13 protein-coding genes are annotated in these 17,959 nt (G+C 64.0%); 5 read left to right on the top strand and 8 right to left on the bottom strand.

Features of this window, described 5'->3' with window-relative positions; all coding sequences use genetic code 11:
• Window positions 1–31: 31 nt before the first annotated feature.
• From J3U06_RS04455 to J3U06_RS04425, 7 genes are all read right to left on the bottom strand, one after another.
• Window positions 32–1,228 carry a phosphoglycerate kinase gene (locus J3U06_RS04455; RefSeq protein WP_267399938.1) on the bottom strand — a complete coding sequence of 399 codons (1,197 nt, stop codon included), beginning with the start codon at window positions 1,226–1,228 and terminating at the stop codon, window positions 32–34.
• Between the two features lie 79 nt (window positions 1,229–1,307).
• Window positions 1,308–2,267: a DNA-binding protein WhiA gene (whiA, locus tag J3U06_RS04450; protein ID WP_267399937.1), complete on the bottom strand. Its 960-nt coding sequence runs from the start codon at window positions 2,265–2,267 to the stop codon at window positions 1,308–1,310.
• A 120-nt stretch (window positions 2,268–2,387) separates the two neighbouring features.
• Entirely contained in the window at window positions 2,388–3,281 is an 894-nt protein-coding gene (rapZ, locus tag J3U06_RS04445) for an RNase adapter RapZ (protein WP_155804756.1), read from the bottom strand.
• A gap of 2 nt (window positions 3,282–3,283) precedes the next feature.
• A complete protein-coding gene (locus tag J3U06_RS04440) occupies window positions 3,284–4,243 on the bottom strand; it encodes a shikimate dehydrogenase family protein (RefSeq protein WP_267444427.1) in 960 nt (319 codons plus the stop codon).
• Between the two features lie 61 nt (window positions 4,244–4,304).
• Window positions 4,305–6,605 carry an excinuclease ABC subunit UvrC gene (uvrC, locus tag J3U06_RS04435; protein WP_267444426.1) on the bottom strand — a complete coding sequence of 767 codons (2,301 nt, stop codon included), beginning with the start codon at window positions 6,603–6,605 and terminating at the stop codon, window positions 4,305–4,307.
• Window positions 6,602–9,523, bottom strand: coding sequence for an excinuclease ABC subunit UvrA (uvrA, locus tag J3U06_RS04430; protein ID WP_267444453.1), 2,922 nt, complete (start codon window positions 9,521–9,523; stop codon window positions 6,602–6,604). The genes uvrC and uvrA overlap by 4 nt, the downstream gene beginning before the upstream one ends.
• 162 nt (window positions 9,524–9,685) lie before the next feature.
• Entirely contained in the window at window positions 9,686–10,288 is a 603-nt protein-coding gene (locus J3U06_RS04425) for a DNA-3-methyladenine glycosylase I (protein ID WP_267444425.1), read from the bottom strand.
• Window positions 10,289–10,473: 185 nt separating this feature from the next.
• Between J3U06_RS04425 and J3U06_RS04420 the strand changes: the two genes are divergently transcribed.
• Entirely contained in the window at window positions 10,474–11,637 is a 1,164-nt protein-coding gene (locus tag J3U06_RS04420) for a TspO/MBR family protein (protein ID WP_267444424.1), read from the top strand.
• A 117-nt stretch (window positions 11,638–11,754) separates the two neighbouring features.
• On the top strand, window positions 11,755–13,356 hold the full coding sequence (locus tag J3U06_RS04415; protein WP_267399931.1) for an ABC-F family ATP-binding cassette domain-containing protein: 1,602 nt from the start codon (window positions 11,755–11,757) through the stop codon (window positions 13,354–13,356).
• Window positions 13,357–13,368: 12 nt separating this feature from the next.
• On the opposite strand, the gene J3U06_RS04410 is transcribed toward J3U06_RS04415, so the two are convergent.
• Window positions 13,369–14,058 carry an MgtC/SapB family protein gene (locus J3U06_RS04410; RefSeq protein ID WP_267444423.1) on the bottom strand — a complete coding sequence of 230 codons (690 nt, stop codon included), beginning with the start codon at window positions 14,056–14,058 and terminating at the stop codon, window positions 13,369–13,371.
• 137 nt (window positions 14,059–14,195) lie between these two features.
• Here J3U06_RS04410 and J3U06_RS04405 point away from each other — a divergent pair, with 137 nt between their 5' ends.
• The 3 genes from J3U06_RS04405 to J3U06_RS04395 are packed head-to-tail and all read left to right on the top strand — an operon-like array spanning window position 14,196 to window position 17,877.
• Window positions 14,196–16,103: a bifunctional ADP-dependent NAD(P)H-hydrate dehydratase/NAD(P)H-hydrate epimerase gene (locus J3U06_RS04405; protein ID WP_267444422.1), complete on the top strand. Its 1,908-nt coding sequence runs from the start codon at window positions 14,196–14,198 to the stop codon at window positions 16,101–16,103.
• A 28-nt stretch (window positions 16,104–16,131) separates the two neighbouring features.
• Window positions 16,132–16,914 carry a 2,3-bisphosphoglycerate-dependent phosphoglycerate mutase gene (locus tag J3U06_RS04400; protein WP_267444421.1) on the top strand — a complete coding sequence of 261 codons (783 nt, stop codon included), beginning with the start codon at window positions 16,132–16,134 and terminating at the stop codon, window positions 16,912–16,914.
• A 24-nt stretch (window positions 16,915–16,938) separates the two neighbouring features.
• Window positions 16,939–17,877: a LysR family transcriptional regulator gene (locus J3U06_RS04395; RefSeq protein WP_267430535.1), complete on the top strand. Its 939-nt coding sequence runs from the start codon at window positions 16,939–16,941 to the stop codon at window positions 17,875–17,877.
• The last annotated feature ends 82 nt before the right edge of the window (window positions 17,878–17,959 follow it).

The raw sequence follows: 17,959 nt of genomic DNA, 5'->3' as shown, positions 1-17,959 counted from the left end.
TGACCCGGCATTGCCCGCCTGTCTGCCGATTTTACTCCAGCACCTTCAGACCCGGAAGCTCCTTGCCCTCAAGGAACTCCAGCGAGGCACCGCCACCGGTGGAAATGTGCGAGAAGCCGTCCTCAGGGAAGCCGAGGTTGCGCACGGCCGAGGCAGAGTCGCCGCCACCGACGATGGTGAAGGCTCCAGCCTTAGTGGCATCGACCAGGCCCTGGGCCACAGCCCGGGTGCCATCGGCGAATGCCGGGAACTCGAAGACGCCCATGGGTCCATTCCAGACCACGGTCTTGGAGTCCACGATCTTGTCATGGAAGAGCTTCTGGGAGTCAGGGCCGATGTCCAGACCCATCTTGTCTGCAGGGATGCCATCGGCGGGAACCACCTGGTGGGGTGAATCCGCCTTGAACTCGTCAGCCACCACGATGTCGGTGGGCAGGACGAGCTCCACGCCTTTCTCGCGTGCAGTGGCAATGTAGCCCTTGACAGTGTCGACCTGATCCTCTTCCAGCAGGGAGGAGCCCACCTCATAACCCTCAGCCTTGAGGAAGGTGAAGACCATGCCGCCACCGATGACCAGACGGTCGGCCTTGCTGAGCAGGTTCTCGATGACGCCCAGCTTGTCAGAGACCTTGGAGCCGCCCAAGACCACAGTGAAGGGCCGGTCGGGATTCTCGGTCGCCTTGGATAGTGCCTTGACTTCCTTCTCGACCAGCAGGCCTGCTGCGGAGGGCAGGAACTTGGCCACGGAGTAGTTTGAGCCCTGGGCGCGGTGGACTACACCGAAGCCGTCTGAGACGAAGACGTCGCCCAGGTCGGCGATCTTGCGGGCGTAGGCGTCACGCTCGGCCTCGTCCTTGCTGGTCTCCTCGGGGTTGTAGCGCACGTTCTGCAGCAGAACCACGTCGCCGTCGTTCATGGCGGCCACCTTGGCATGGGCATCTGGGCCATAGGTGTCCTCAGCCAGAGGAACCTGCACGCCCAGCAGCTCGCTGAGGCGAGCGGCCACGGGGGCCAGGCTCAGCTCGGGAACGACCTTGCCCTTGGGTCGACCCAGGTGGGCCATGAGGATAACCTTGGCGCCCTGGTCACGAAGCTGCTTGATTGTCGGCAAGGCGGCGCGGATGCGGCCGTCGTCCGTAATGGTGGTGCCGTCCAGCGGCACGTTAAAGTCCGCGCGGACGAGCACGCGCTTGCCCTTGAGATCACCGAGGCTATTCAGTGTTTTCATGCGTATCCTTTCTGACCGCGGGTCAATGCGCCCGCTCCCCTGCCATGGTACTCAGGCAGACCGACCTGTGTGAGCTATCTCACTCTTGTTTGGCCAGTTCCTCGGTCTTCTTCTTTTCGACTTTGGTGGCCAGCTGCAGCAGACGGCGGATACGTCCGGCGATGGCATCCTTGGTGACCGGTGGGTCGGCAAGGCGGCCCAACTCTTCAAGGGAGGCCTCACGGTGATCCAGACGAAGCTGGCCGGCCGCACGCAGATTCTCAGGTATGTCGTCGCCAAGGATTTCGAAGGCTTTGGTGACCTTGGCGCTGGCCTCGACGGCAGCCTTGGCCGACCGGCGCATATTGGCATCGTCGAAGTTGGCCAGGCGGTTGGCCTTGCCGCGGGACTCCCCATCGCTGCGCTTGCCGGTCCACTCACGGGAGGACTTAGGGGCGCCCATCAGGTTGAGCATGCGTTCGATGACGTCCGGGTCACGCAGGGTGACGCGCTCGGAGCTGCGCACCTGGCGGGCCTTGGCGTTGATGCCCAGACGGCGGGCGGCGCCCACCAATGCCAGGGCGGCCTCGGATCCGGGGCAGACGATCTCCAGGTAGGAGGCCTTGCCCGGGTCGGACAGCTCGCCATGGGCCAGGAAGGCTCCTCGCCATGCGGCCTTGACCTGGGCGATGTTGCCGGAGACGATGTCGGCGGGAAGACCGCGAACCGGATGCTTACGGCGATCCAGCAGACCGGTCTGCAGGGCCAGGGCGCCACCTGCCCGCAGCACACGGACCGAGTAGCGGGTCAGGTTGCCGGTGGGGGCCTGACGCTTGACCTGGATCAGATCGGAATCATGGCCGTAGACGTCCCTGATGGTGTTCTGCAACCACTGCGCTGCCGGCAGGGAGTCGAATTGCGCTTCCACCACAATGTGACGCTGAATGATGTGCAGACCGCCGCCGAAGCGGATCATAGCCGCCGATTGTGCTTTCTTGGCAGAGGGGGGTTCGTTGTCAATCGCGGCCAGCTCGCTTTTGACATCATCAAGTAGGGCCAAGAGCCGTCCTCCTACGAAAAAATACTGAAAAATGAATACTTCTTGGCCGCGCGACACACCTGCCGTGCCGACCACCGGATTACTGTGATACCGAATATCTTGGACAAATTGCGCCTTTGGCTATCCGCGGGAACGGTGCGGCAGCTCGCGGGCCGAGACGGTCACCTCCATTCCCCGGGACCGCAATCGGGCGGCCAGAGCGTCGGCCATGGCTACTGAGCGGTGTTGTCCGCCGGTGCAGCCAAAGGCGATGGTCACATAGTGCTTGTCCTCGCGTGCATAGCCGCTGAGCGCAGTCAGAATGGCGGTGGTGTAGGCATCCAGGAACTCCTTGGCGCCCTCGCTGGCCATCACATAGTCCCGAACCGGGCCGTCATGGCCGTTCAGGTCCCGCAGCTCGGGAACCCAGTAAGGGTTGGGCAGGAAGCGCACGTCGGCCACGAAGTCGGCATCGATGGGCAGGCCGTACTTGAAGCCGAAGCTCATGATGTGCACGCCCACGGTGGTCGGACCGGAGCCCAGGACCATTTCGTAGAGGCGGGTGGACAGCTGATGGATGCTCAGGTTGGAGGTGTCGATGACCATGTCGGCACGCTCCTTGAGTCCGCTCAGCAGGCGGCGCTCCTCCTGGATGCCGTCGATCAGACGGCCCGAGCCCTGCAGGGGGTGGGGTCGGCGGACGGATTCATAGCGCTTGACCAGCACCTGATCAGAGGCATCCAAAAAGAGGATGCGGCAACGCACACCCAGGTCGTCCAGGTGGCTGAGCACGGCGGACAGGTCGTCGAAGTAGGAGCGGGACCGGACGTCGATGACGGCGGCCAGGCGGTGCAGAGAGCTTCCGGCCGAGGTCATCATGTCGACCAGGGGCACCAGCAGGCGCGGGGGCATGTTGTCGACCACATACCAGCCCATGTCCTCCATGGAGTCGGCGGCGCGGGAGCGGCCTGCGCCGGACATGCCTGTGATCAGCAGTACCTCAAAGCCTGCGAAGGGCGGTTTTTCCGTCGTCATCGTCATGCCTCCCTCAAGGCTCGGTCCATGGCGGCCACCGGAACAGCGGCCAGGGGTCGGCCGGTCATCAGCGCCACCTGACGCACGGCTTGATAGAGCAGCATTCGTTCGCCGCTGATGGTCCGTGCACCTGGCTGGCGGCGGAAAGCCTTCATGAGCGGAGTGGGCCGGGGATCATAGACCACATCCAGTAGGACTGGGCCCAAGCGCCCGTCGTCATCAGCGGTACTGATCAGATCAGCTAGGTGGTCAGCTGCACCCGAAGGCAGGGTGGAGACGACAATATCGGCCCTGGTCAGGGCCCTTTCGGCTGCCTCTGTCTCGTCCATGGCGGTGACGGTTGGCTCGGGCAGACCCAGCCGGGAGGCAAGGTCCAGCATGTGGTCACAGTGCTCCGGGCTGCGGGCCAGCAGGTCCACACGCTCAACTCCTAGCACCTTCAAGGCACAGAAGGCGGACTCGGCGGTGTTCCCGTTGCCGATGACCAGGGATCTCGCTCCCCCATACGGTTGGTCGGGAAGCCGGTCTTGCCGTCCCTGACCGGCTGCCTCAAGCAGGGCGGTCAGATCGTGAGGATCTTCGTCAGCCCTGCAACGGTCGGCAGCCTCCAGCAGAGCTGCCACGATTCCCTCCACGTCGGTGTTGTACAGGGACAGACCCTTGGCTGGGCCGCCCTGTGCAAAGACTGCTGTGTTGGCCACTCCCAGGGTCTTAGACCAGCAGTCACAAAAATCTCCCAAGGGGCCAACGGCACTCTTCAAGGGCATGGTCAGGCTGAGACCGGCCCAGGACGGGTCAAGGCCGTGGATAAAGTCCGCCAGACCATCGGCGTCCATGCGCACACGGTCGTAACGCCAGCCGTCCAGGCCCAGTGCGGCATAGGCTGAGCGATGCAGGAGGGGTGAAAGGGAATGGCTGATGGGGTCGCCCAGGACGGCACAACGACGATCAGGTCCATTCATATCCGCAATCACGCACCAATCAAGATCAGGGCATGGCCTTCTGCCAGCCTTCTGAGCCATTTTATCGCTGGCTGTCCCCGGTCTGATCTTGGTCACTGTGGAGGGCCTGGTAGATGGCCTCGGCCTTGGCTGAGCCGATGCCCTTGACGGCCTCCAGCTCCTCCTGGGAGGCCTGACGCATGCGCTTGACCGACCCAAAATGATTGAGCAGCTTCTTCTGATAGGCGGGGCCGATGCCCGGAATCTCATCCAGGGCCGACCGGAGGGCACCCTTGCGCCGGGTCTGCCGGTGGTAGGTGATAGCGAACCGGTGGGATTCGTCGCGCACCCGCTGCAGTAGGTACATGCCCTCGGACTGGCGCTTGAGGATGATGGGATAGTCGTCGTCAGGCACCCAGACCTCCTCCAGGCGCTTGGCCAGCCCGCACAGGGCCACATCGTCCACACCACAGTCGTGCAGGGCCCGGGCCGCAGCTGTCACCTGGGGTTTGCCGCCATCGACCACGACCAGGTTGGGCTTGTAGGCGAAGTGGCGGGCGGCGGTGTTCTGCTGGACGATGGCCCCCTCCTCCTGCTCCACCAATTCGGGTGCCTTGTCGCTGGCCTTTCGCTCGGCCTCCATGCTGTCGCCGCTGTCGCCGGCGATGTTACCGTGACGGAAGCGCCGGGTCAGGGTCTCGTAGATGGCGCTCATATCGTCCACGGCGCCCTTGCCGTCCTCACCGCGGATGGCGAACCGGCGGTACTCGGACTTCTTGGGGACAGCATCCTCGAAGACCACCATGGAGGCCACCTGGAACTGGCCGCCCACGGTGTTGGAGATGTCGTAGCACTCGATGCGCAGCGGGGCACGGTCCAGCCCAAGGGCCTTGGCCACGTCGTTCATGGCCTGGGTGCGGGTGCCCATGTCGCTCATGCGGCTGAGCTTGCTGCGCTGGAGGGCCTGGCGGGCGTTGGCGTTGGCCCGGTCCATCAAGGACTTCTTTTCGCCCCGGCTGGCTACACGGATGATCACTGCGGATCCGCGCAGCTCCCGCAGCCACTCCTGCAGGTCACCGGTCCGATCCGGCTGGATGGGAACAATGACCTCGGGAGGCACCGGCGAGATGGGGGCCAGCAGGTCGGCACGTCCGGTCTGATCCTGATGGCGGTGCCGGCTCCTGGTGGCCTTGGCCCGGGCCTCGGCATCCAGAGCTGTGACCTTCTGGGTGGAGCCCATGGCATCCCGGTCCTGGCTGATGGAGACAGGGGTATCCGACTCTCCGGGCAGCTTGTGCAGCTCGCTATCGTTCTCATTCATCAGGTCCGAGTAGACCTGCACCAAGAGGTCGCTGATCAGCTCGCTGTCGGAGACGTCCTCGACCCGCTCCACGCTCCAGTTGCGTTCGCCGCGGATGGCCCCTGAGCGCACGAAGAAGGCGTGGACCGAGGCCTCCAGTTCGTCCGAGGCCACGCCAAAGACGTCCACATCCACGTTGGAGGCGAAGGCCACGGCATTCTGCTCGATGACCGTGTCCAGCATGGCGATCTGGTCGCGCAGGCGGGCGGCCTTCTCGAAGTCCAGATCCTCGCTGGCCTTCTGCATGCTCCTGGTCAGTCCGGCCCGGTAGCTCTTGCCCAGCCTGCCGGTGATGACCCCGGTCAGCTCCGTACACAGACGACGATGGTCGCTGGCGCTGATCCGGCCCACACAGGGGGCCGAGCACTTGCCGATGGAGGCCAGCAGGCAGGGACGGCCGCTGAGCTTGGCCTTGCGGAAGACGCCAGGGGTGCAGGTACGCACCGGGTAGGTCTTGAGCAGGGCATCCAGGGTGTGCTTCATGTCCCAGACCTTGGCATAGGGGCCGAAGTAGCGGGTGTCGTGCCGTTTGCGCACGCGGGTCATCCATACCCGGGGGAACTCCTCCCCCACGGATACAGCCAGGTAGGGGTAGGTCTTGTCGTCCCGCAGCTTGACGTTGAAGCGGGGATCGAACTCCTTGATCCAGGTGTATTCCAGGGTCAGGGACTCCAGGTCGGTACCCACCACGGTCCACTCCAGGCTCCGGGCCGTCAGCACCATGGTCTGGGTGCGCGGGTGCAGGTTCTCCAGGGGCTGGAAGTAGTTGGTCAGACGGTTGCGCAGGTTCTTGGCCTTGCCCACGTAGATGACCCGGCCGTCGCCGTCCCGCCACTTGTAGACCCCCGGCTGAGTGGGAATGTCCGAGGTCTTGGGACGGAAGAGGTCCCGGCTGTCGCCCAGCAGGGGTGCGCCGTTCTTGTTGACGCCTGTCGTGGTGCCGGTGGCGGACTCCTCCTCCAGGGCTTGGGCGGTGCGTCGCCATACCTGCGGCGTGTGCCGCTCGAAGCAGCTACGGGTCATGATCGGGTGGCCTTGGCTACCTTGGCGGGATCCAGCATGGGCTTCAAGTACTTGCCGGTCCAGCTGTTCGGATTGGCGGCCACCTGCTCAGGGGTGCCCTGGGCCACCACGGTGCCACCGCCGTCGCCGCCCTCGGGTCCCAGGTCGATGATCCAGTCGGCGGTCTTGATCACATCCAGGTTGTGTTCGATGACGATGACCGTGTTGCCCTTGTCGACCAGGCCGTGCAGGACCTTGAGCAGCTTGCGGACATCCTCGAAGTGCAGGCCCGTGGTGGGCTCGTCCAGGATGTAGACGGTCTTGCCGTCGGAGCGCCGCTGCAGCTCGGTGGCCAGCTTGACTCTCTGGGACTCGCCTCCGGACAGGGTGGGAGCCGGCTGGCCCAGGCGGATGTAGCCCAGGCCCACGTCTACCAGGGTGTCCAGGTAGCGGGCGATGGAGGGATAGGCCTTGAAGAAGTGGGCGGCCTCCTCGATGGGCATGTCCAGCACATCCGAGACGGTCTTGCCATTATAGGTGACCTCAAGGGTCTCCCTGTTGTAGCGCTTGCCGTGGCAGGTCTCGCACTGGACGTAGACGTCGGGCAGGAAGTTCATCTCGATCTTGATGGTTCCGTCACCGTGGCAGGTCTCACAGCGGCCGCCCTTGACGTTGAAGGAGAATCGGCCTGGCCCGTAGCCGCGCACCTGGGCCTCGGGGGTCTTGGCGAAAAGCTGGCGGATCTTGTCCCAGACGCCGGTGTAGGTGGCCGGGTTGGAGCGCGGGGTGCGGCCGATGGGGTTCTGATCCACGTGGATGACCTTGCGCACCTGGTCCACGCCCTCCACCCTGGTGTGCTTGCCGGGCACGATGCGGGCGTTGTTGAGCTGGTCGGCCAGCACCGGATAGAGGATGGAGTTGACCAGGGTGGACTTGCCGGAGCCGGAGACGCCGGTGACCAGGGTCATGACCCCCAGCGGGAAGGAGACCTTGAGGTTCTTCAGGTTGTTCTCGCGTGCCCCCACCACGGTCAGTTGGCGGGTCCTGTTGGTCTTGCGGCGGCGTTTAGGCACCTCGATGGACCGGCGTCCGGCGAGGTAGTCGGCGGTGATGGAGCGGGAGGCCTTGACCAGGTCCTGCGAACGCCCAGAGAAGATGACCTCCCCGCCATGCTCGCCGGCCCCCGGGCCGATGTCGACCAGCCAGTCTGCCTGGCGGATGGTGTCCTCGTCGTGTTCGACCACAATCAGGGTGTTGCCCAGGTCGCGCAGCCGCTGCAGGGTCTTGATCAGCCGGTCGTTGTCCCGCTGGTGCAGGCCGATGGAGGGCTCGTCCAGCACATACATGACGCCCACCAAGCCGGAGCCAATCTGAGTGGCCAGACGAATGCGCTGGGCCTCGCCGCCGGAGAGGGTGGCTGCAGCCCTGGAAAGGGTCAGATAGTTCAGGCCCACGTCGTTGAGGAAGCGCAGACGGGCACGAATCTCCTTGAGGACCTCCCCGGCGATCTTGGCCTGGGCGCCCTCCATATGCAGGCCCTCAATCCACTTCAGGCTGGCGGACACGGCCATGTCGCAGACCTGGGCGATGGACAGGCCGTCAACAGTAACGGCCAGGACTTCTGGCTTCAGGCGCTTGCCCTGGCAGACCTGGCAGGGCACCTCGCGCATGTAGGACTCGTAGTACTGCTTCATGGGCTGCGAGTCGGTCTCGTCGTGGCGACGCATCAGGGTGCGGACCACGCCCTCGAACCCGGTGGTGTACTCGCGCAGGCGGCCCCAGCGGTTCCGGTAGGAGACGTCCACCTTGAAGTCGTGCCCGTACATGACGGCGTGACGGACCTCCTCGGGCAGATCCTTCCAGGGGGTCGAGGTGGAGAAGCCCATCTCCTTGGCCAAACCGTCCAGCAGGTGGCCATAGAAGCGCTGCTGGCTCTTGGTGCCGCTCCAGGGCTCCACGGCCCCGTCCTTGAGGCTCTTCTCCGGGTCGGGCACCACCAGCTCGGGGTCGATCTCCAGGTTGAATCCCAGACCGGTGCAGGCTGGGCAGGCTCCGTAGGGGGCGTTGAAGGAGAAGGTCCTGGGTTCGATCTCGTCCAGCTCCAGCTCGTGGCCGTTGGGGCAGGACCGCTTCTCGGAGAAGGGCTGGCGACGCTCGGGGTCCTTGGCATCCAGATCCACGAAGTCGGCCACCACGGTGCCCTTGGCCAAGCGCAGGGCGGTCTCCACGGAGTCGGTCAGCCGCTGGCGCATGCCCTCGCGGATGACCAGCCGGTCCACCACCACCTCGATGGTGTGCTTCTTCTGCTTGGTCAGCTTGATGGAGTCGGACAGCTGGTGCATGTCCCCGTCGATGATGGCCCGGGAGTAGCCGTCGGAGCGCAGGAGCTCCAGGGTCTCCACGAACTCGCCCTTGCGGCCCTTGACGATGGGGGCCAGCAGCTGGAAGCGGGTCCCCTCCGGCCTGGACATGAGGGTGTCGACAATCTGCTGCGGCGACTGGGCGCGCACCTCGGCCCCGCAGACCGGGCAGTGGGGAATGCCGGTCCTGGCGAAGAGCAGGCGCAGGTAGTCGTAGACCTCGGTGATGGTGCCCACGGTGGACCGGGGGTTGCGGTTGGTGGTCTTCTGGTCGATGGAGACGGCCGGGCTCAGGCCCTCGATGAAGTCCACGTCGGGCTTGTCCATCTGGCCCAGGAACTGGCGGGCATAGGCGGAGAGGGACTCCACGTAGCGGCGCTGACCCTCGGCGAAGAGGGTGTCGAAGGCCAGGGAGGACTTGCCGGAGCCTGACAGGCCGGTGAAGACCACCATCCGGTTGCGGGGTATGGACAGGTTGACATTCTTGAGGTTGTGGGCCCGGGCGCCCTGGATGACGATCTTGCGGTCGTTGGGCACCATGGACAGGTCCGCCACCAGGGACCCCTTGGATTCGATCATGCGCGGGTTTTCGATGGCCGCGTCCACTGTCGACTTAGGCTTGTTCTGCTGCTTCACGTGCTTCCCATCCGCTTCCCTGAAGACCCATGGCCAAGGCTGAGGCCAAAGCCTGACCATACTATCGCCGGGGCCGAATAATTCGAACAGGTGTTCGATGATGGCTTAGATGGTCGGGGCGGGCGGATCCAGGGTCGGGAGGCTGCAGCCGTTGAGGAAACAGTCGTGCTGGTGGTCGTTGATCATGCCGGCCGCCTGCAGGAAGGAGTGGACGGTCACCGGTCCAAGGAATCGCAGACCCAGGTCGCGCATATCCTTGCAGACGATGGCCGACAGGTGGTCGTAGCGCGGTATGGACGGATCGTCCGGGTAGTCGTGGTTGATGGTCAGCCCGCCGGTGAAGGACCAGCAGTAGCGGTCGAATGCCTCCCCGGGAAATTGGCGGGCGATCAGGGCGGCATTGGCGACCGTGGCTTCGATTTTTCGTCTATTGCGGATGATGGCCGGGTCGGCCATGAGTCGGTCTATGCGGTCGGCGTCGAAAGCAGCGACCGCTTGGATATCGAACTTCTCGAAATCCTTGAAGAGGGCCTGGCGACGGTGCAGGACCAGCTGCCAGCTGAGCCCGCACTGGAATATCTCCAGGGAGAGCATGGCGAAGAGCCTCTGGGAACCGTGCAGGGGGCGGCCCCACTCGTGGTCGTGGTAGCTGCGCATGAGCGGATCGTCCACCCGAGCCCAGTCGCATCGATATAAAGGTTCGGCCACTTCACACTCCCCTCTCCAGTATTTGGCTTCAGGCTAGCACCGGCGGTCACCCAGACCGGGTGGTCAATACCACTGAGCCAGGCGGGCCGCTTTAAAGTTGGAATAGAGGCCGGTCGGGCCCATGCCCGGGGCCATCCCCATGGCGGCAGTATGGTTGCGACCGGCAAGGAGAGGAAGCATGTGCCATGACTGACAAGGACAATCCGCGCAGACTCTGGACCGACGATGAGGACCCGGTCGAGAGGGCCAAGCGCACCTCCCCTGCCATGCAGGGCAACCAATCAACCTCGGGCTCGTCATCGGCAGCCCGGAGTTCGAGGAATGAGAGTTCAGCATCTTCTAGTGCGTCGACTTCAAATTCGTCTAGCTCAGGTTCATCGTCTTCAAGTGCCGCAGCCAAGCAGTCTGGTGACTCGTCGAAGAAGTCATCGACTGAAAAAACCAGCGCCAATGAGACCGCCAATAGAGGCGAGAAACACTCTGATAACAGCAGCACTGAGGCAGCACAGGAATCAAATCAGACCAAAAGGCAGGGTCAGCCTGAGAAGGAGCAGGAATCCTCCAAGGGACGCGGCTGGAAGCTCTTCGAGGACATCCTGCTGTGGGTGGCCTGGGTGGCCATGGTGGGCTTCAACGGCTATGCGGAGGTCTACCATTTCAATGGCACGACCGTGGGCGGTCTGGCTCGCAAGGTCGATCTGTGGATCATGCCCGCCGGCTATGTCTTCGCCATCTGGGGGGTCATCTACATCGCCCTGGCCATCTGGCTCTTCCGCTTCTGCCTGGCAGGTCCCAGCCGCAAACGTCTGGGCTTCCTGCCCTTTACACTGAGCGGACTGCTCTTCGTGGCCACCTGCTGCCTGAACATCGCCTGGCTGGCCCTGTGGCACATGGAACGCAACTTCTGGGCCCTGGTCATCATCCTGATTCTGACCGTACTGACCTGGATGCTCTACGCCCTGGTACGCAGGGACGCCACCAAGGCCGGAACCCCCACCGCAGCCAAGGCCCTGGACTGGATTCCCCTGTCCATCTACGCCAGCTGGCTGAGCGTGGCCACCCTGGTCAACGCCGGATACATGGTGGTCGCCGGGCACAAGGTCGGCAGTGCCGTCCAGGGATTCGCCACCATTATTGTGGTCGGCGCCCTCCTGGCCGTCGCTTATCTGATGAACAGGCATGGCAAGGACTGGGTCTTCGGCCTGGTGGTCATCTGGGCCTGCCTGGGCATCGGCATCAGGATCTTCTCCTTCGCGGCCGCCATGGGTGTGCTGGTCATCGCGCTGACCGCCGTAGGCGCCTTCCTGGTCTACTTCCCCTGGAACAAGTTCAGGGTGGTCCGCCGCTGATCCATCCATGATGCATCCATTGCCCCGTCAGCCGAGACGCACTGGCGGGGCTTGCTTCTTGCTACCATGATTCCTTGCAAGTTTTGAATCCATGAGGAAAGTGGGGTCGGAGGCGGCATGGCTATTGAGGCGCAGGGACTTGAGATCCGGATAGGTGCCCGACTACTGCTGCAAGCCACCGACTTCCACGTGACCAAGGGCGACCGGATCGGCCTGGTGGGCCGCAACGGCGCAGGCAAGACCACGCTGACCCGGGTCATCACCGGCGACATGCTCCCCTCGGCCGGCAAGGTGCGGGTGACCGGACAGCTGGGATACCTGCCCCAGTCCACCCATGCAGGTGACTCCGAGCAGAGCGCCCTGGACCGGGTCATGAGCGCCAGAGACATCGCATCCATCATCCAGCGGATGCGCAAGGCCGAGACCGAGATGACCAGTCCCGATCCCAAGGTCATGGAAAAGGCCATGAAGCGCTACGACAAGGCCCAACAGGACTTCGAGAATGCCGGGGGCTATGCGGCCCAATCGCAGGCCATCGTCATGGGTGAGAGCCTGGGGCTGAGCCAGGAGACCCTGCAGCAGGCACTGGGCACCCTCTCCGGCGGTCAGCGCCGACGGGTCGAGCTGGCCAGAATCCTCTTCTCCGACGCTGACACCCTGATTTTGGACGAGCCCACCAACCATTTGGATGCCGACTCCATCGAATGGCTCAAGGGATACCTGCGCCGGTTCGAGGGCGGCTTCCTGATCATCTCCCACTCCACCGAGCTGCTGGACGAGACCGTCAACCGCATCTGGCACCTGGATGCCCAGCGTTCCTGCATCGACATGTACACCATGGGATGGAAGGCCTACCTGCGCCAGCGGGTGGTGGACGAGGAGCGCCGACGCCGCGAGCGGGAGGTGGCCGAGAAGAAGGCCGACCGTCTGATGCGGCAGGGCATTCGCCTGCACGCCAAGGCCACCAAGGCCGTGGCCGCTCAGAACATGATGCGCCGCGCCCAACGCCTGCTGGCCGACACCCAGGAGGCGGAGAAGGCCGAGAAGGTGGCTGACCTGCGCTTCCCGGATCCTGCTCCTTGCGGCCGCACGCCCATCATGGCCGAGGATCTGTCCAAGGCCTACGGCTCCAACATCGTCTTCGCCGGCATCAACCTGGCCATCGACAAGGGCTCCCGGGTGGTCATCCTGGGGTACAACGGCGCTGGCAAGACCACCACGCTGCGCCTGCTGGCCGGCATCGAGCAGCCCGACACGGGCAAGGTGACCCTGGGGCATGGGGCCAAGATCGGCTACTTCGCCCAGGAGCACGACACCCTGGATAACGATGTCACCGTTCTGGAGAACCTGCAGCATGTGGCCCCGGACCTGGACAACACCCAGGCGCGGACCATCCTGGGAACCTTCCTCTTTTCAGGGGACGACGCCATGAAGCCCACCAAGGTGCTTTCGGGCGGTGAGAAGACCCGCCTGGCCCTGGCTACCCTGGTGACCAGCCGTGCCAACGTCCTGCTGCTGGACGAGCCCACCAACAACCTGGACCCCGCTTCGCGCGACGAGATACTCAAGGCCATCGCCAAGTACAAGGGGGCCATCGTGCTGGTCACCCACGACGAGGGGGCCGTCAAGGCGCTCAACCCTGAGCGGGTACTGCTCATGCCCGACGGGGATGAGGACCTCTGGAGCGACGACTACCTGGATCTGGTGGCCGAAGAGTAAAGCGGAAGGGGGTCAGTCGTCCTCCCCCAGGACCTCCACGCCCTTGACCCCTGGAGTCTGGCCAATGGATTCGACCAGCTCAGTCACATCCCCCTTGCCCAGCAGGTTGACGGTGACATCGGCGCCCTTCCAGGCATCCCGGTGCAGCTCATGGATGGTCAGCACCCGGGATTCGAATCCCATGCGGGTGGCCAGCAGCAGGGATTCGCGCAGACAGCCGTGGCCGTCCTGATATATGATGCGCAGAACCGTATTCTGACGGTTGCGCAGGAACCACTTGAGGATGGGCGCGATGACCAGGACAGCCAGAAAGTAGAAGATGACCGCCAGGATGGCGATGGCGAAGAGCTGGACCCCGCAGGCCATGCCCACTGCGGCGGCCACCCAGATGGCGCTGGCCGTGGTCAGACCCTTGACCGAATCGTGGTTGAAGAAGATGACTCCGGCGCCGATGAAGCCGATGCCCGAGGCTACACTCGCCGCAATTCGCGAGGCGTCCCAGGAGTAGTTGCCCACAGCGGCCTGGATGCCGTAGAGGGAGACCATGGTGAACAGGCAGCTGCCCAGCCCCACCAGAATGTGGGTGCGGATGCCGGCGTCGTGTTTGAGGAACTCGCGTTCGAAGCCGATCAGGCCACAGAGCACCACCGTCAGGACTACCGCCATAATCTGGCCCTGGTTCGGCATTGCGAATCCCTGCATGTATTTCCCTTCCTGCCCTGGTAAATAGGCAGACCTTATAACGCTTGCAGGACAAGGCCATCGGATAGAGTGGAGCCAGCACGTGGCCGGCCGCGCCGCCGCCGCACGTGGACCTTTTGAATGAGGGGTGTGATGCCATGAAGCCGTCACCAGATGAACGCCGCAAAGCCCGCCGGACTCTGGCCACCAGTGCCTATTCCGCCGACATGATCCGATCCCTGGAGCAGCCGTTTTTGGATGACGGGGTGCCCCTGATGCGTATCGCCGCCGGATCCCTGGCCTCCGTGGCCGACGTCATGCTGACCCAGGCCGGGCTGGAGCCGGCAGGAGCCAGGATCGTCCTGCTGGCAGGGGCCGGTAACAATGGCGGCGACGGGCTCTATGCCTCGGCTGATCTGGCCGGGCACGGGGCCGACGTGACCGTGGTGGCCACCGGACGCAGCCTGCATCAGGGCGGGTTGGACGCCCTCCTGCGCGCCGGCGGAGTGGTTACGGCCCTGGATCCCCAGGCAGCCATCCCCGGCTGCGAGGCACCGGCCGGACCGGATCAGGCTTCCGAGGAGCTGGACCAGACCCTGGAGCTATGCCGGCAGGCGGATCTGATCATTGATGCCATGACGGGTATCGGCCTCAAGGGGGCGCTGCGCGGCATTCCCGCCGCTCTGGCCGCAGACCTCGGTATGGATGGCGGTCTGCCCGACAGACCCGCCTGGCACGACCCCGCCAGTCAGGATGGGCCCCTGGTGCTGGCCGTGGATACCCCCTCCGGCGTGGACATTGATGAAGGCACCCTGCCCGGGGCCTACATCCCGGCTGATGTGACCGTGACCATGGGGGCCATGAAGCCCTGCCTGATGCTGCCTCCGGCCGCCTACGTCTGCGGCAGAATCGTCCTGGTGGACTTCGGCTTCGACACCTCGGCCCTGGTCCCCAGCGTCTCCTGCATGAACGCCGAGGACTGCGCCGGACTTCTGCGGGCGCCCAGGGTCGATGACACCAAGTACAGCCGGGGCGTGGTCGGCCTGGTCACCGGATCCGCCCTCTACCATGGAGCGGGGCTGCTCTCCAGCAGGGCAGCGGCCAGCGGCAACGTAGGCATGATCCGATACTGCGGTCCCGAACAGGTGGGTGACCTGATCCTACAGGAGCTGCCCGAAACGGTCCTGGGCCGTGGACGGGTCGAGTCCTGGGTGCTGGGCTCGGGCGTACCCACCCGGCAGGCCCAGGAGGCCGCAGGGCCTGAAGGCCAGGACGGGCAGCGGGATCTGATCGCCGAAATACTCAATCGTCAGTCCGCAGATCTGGACGAGGACGAGGCAGCAGCCGATCCGCCGGTGGTGGCCGATGCCGGAGCCCTGGACCTGCTGCCGGACCGGTTGGGCCCTCGCACCGTACTGACCCCGCACGCCGGCGAGATGGCCGCCCTGCTCAACTCGCATGGCGAGAACGTGGATGGTGACCAGGTCATGGCCGAACCCCTGCGCTGGGCTGTCCGCGCCTGCCAGCTGACCGGGGCCACCATTCTGCTCAAGGGGGCCATTACGCTGGTGGTCGGCGAGGACGGCACCGACCGCCCTCGGGTCATGACCACCGGTTTCGGTCCGGCCTGGCTGTCCACGGCCGGCTCAGGGGACGTGCTCTCCGGAACCATAGGGGCCATGCTGGCCCAGAACGCCGGACCGATTCAGGATGATGCCACGCTGATGGTGGATCTGACAGCTGCGGCGGCCTTCCTGCATGGCCTTGCCGGTTCCCTGGCCAGCGGCGGCAGACAGACCGGCTGGGAGCAGCCGCTGATCTTCGATCCCCGCAAGCCTCAGGACTTTGCGGATCTGGTAGCCCAGGATAACCAACCGGAAGGCCAGGGAGTCGTTACGGGACGCATGGGGCAGCCGATCCGTGCTGGACAGATAGCGGATGCCCTGCCCAGGGCCATAGGTCTGGTCATGTCCAGAACCGAGGGGACTGCCGAGCAGATCGACCAATCCATCCAAGATGTGGACGATGTCTCTCAGTTCTTTGAGAACAGCTCGCTCTGGTTCTGACCACGTCATCAGGAAAGGAGTAGATTCGATGACCACGCAGCTCATCGTCATGCGTCATGGGGAAAGCGTCTGGACTCAGAAGTCGATCAACCGTTTCGCCGGTTGGGTGGACGTGCCTCTGACGGATCGCGGACTGGACCAGGCCCGCCATGCCGGACAGCTGGTCAAGGAGTCAGGTCTGCTGCCCGACATGGTCTTCACTTCACTGCTGACCCGCAGCATCGTCACCGCCAACACGGTGTTGGATCTGGTTGATCGGGCCTGGATTCCGGTGGAGCGCACCTGGAGGCTGAACGAACGCCACTATGGCGCCTTCCAGGGACAGACGCGACCGGCCATGCTGGAACGCTACGGCCAGCAGCAATTCAATATCTACCGACGTTCCTACGATGTTCGGCCTCCGGCCATCGAAACCGATTCACCCTACTTTCAGGGAGGGGATCCGCGCTATGCCCCGGCCATGTGCGACGGGTTGGACAGCCAGAATCCGGCCGAGATCCGCGCCGAGTGCCTCAAGGACCTGCTGCTTCGTCTGCATCCCTACTGGCGCAGCCGGATAGCCCCCAACCTGGCCCAGGGCCGGACCGTGCTCATCGTCACCCATGGTTCCGTGGTCCGCAGCCTGATCAAGGTCCTTGAGGGCGTAGATGACAAGGACATCCGATCCATCAATGTGCCCACCGGCGTGCCCATGGTCTACAGCTTCGAGACCGATGAAGACGGCAGCCCCCAGGTCCAGGGCCCGGGTCGCTATCTGGATCAGGAGGCCGCAAACCAGGGCATGGCTGAAACCGCGGCCCTGGGCCGATAGGGCCTTGGGTATAGATTGGCTTATATGACACTGCTCCAACTGCGCTACATCGTCAAGATTGTCGAATGCGGCTCCATGAACGAGGCCTCGCATGAGCTCTACATCTCTCAGCCGGCCCTGAGCTCATCGGTCAAGGAGTTGGAGAACGAGCTGGGCATCGAAATCTTCACCCGCCATTCGCAAGGAATTGCTCTGACCGTGGACGGTGCGGAATTCCTGACCTACGCCCGGCAGATTCTGGACCAGACCGACCTGCTGGAGGCCCGATACCGACAGGTCAGGCCCCGCAAGCAGCTCTGCCGGGTCTCCACCCAGCACTACATGTTCGCCGTGGAAGCGTTCGTGGAGATGATCAACTCCATCGATTCGGACGAGTACGAATTCACCATACGGGAGACGCGTACCAGGGACATCATCGACCAGGTGGCCACCCTCCAGTCCGAGATCGGCATCATCTACGAGTCCGACTTCAACAAACGGGTCCTCTCCAAGATGCTCCGCGAGAAACATCTGGACTTCCACCCCCTCTTCCGGGCGGACCTGCATGTCTTCCTTGCCAGGACCAACCCCCTGGCCGATCGGGCCATGGTGACCATGAAGGATCTTGAGCCCTACCCCTTCCTGCAGTACGAGCAGGGCGAAGAGGGTTCCTTCTACTTCGCTGAGGAGGCGGTCTGGCCCGACTACTCCCCCAAGCAGATCACCGTGAGTGACCGGGCCACCATGCTCAACTTCATCGTCGGGCTCAACGCCTACACGGTCTGCACCGGTATCGACAACGAGGATCTGAACAACGAGAAAATCGTCAGCGTCCCCCTGGAGTCGGATGAATCCATGCTGGTGGGCTGGATCGTCAACAGCCGGACCAAACTGTCCCATGCCGCCGACCTCTATCTGGACAAGCTGCGCCAGGTGGTGTCCAACCACGGATATTCGCTGATTGAACAGGAGTCAGACAAGTAAGAGCCAGGCAAGCGACAGTCCAAGAGGTAACAGTTCCTCCTGCAGCGGTGACGAGTGAACTTCGCCGCTGGTCACTAGTCGC

The sequence above is a fragment of the Bifidobacterium sp. B4142 genome (assembly GCF_026537325.1).
Lineage (GTDB): Bacteria > Actinomycetota > Actinomycetes > Actinomycetales > Bifidobacteriaceae > Bombiscardovia.
This window is presented reverse-complemented; position numbering and strand designations above follow the sequence as displayed.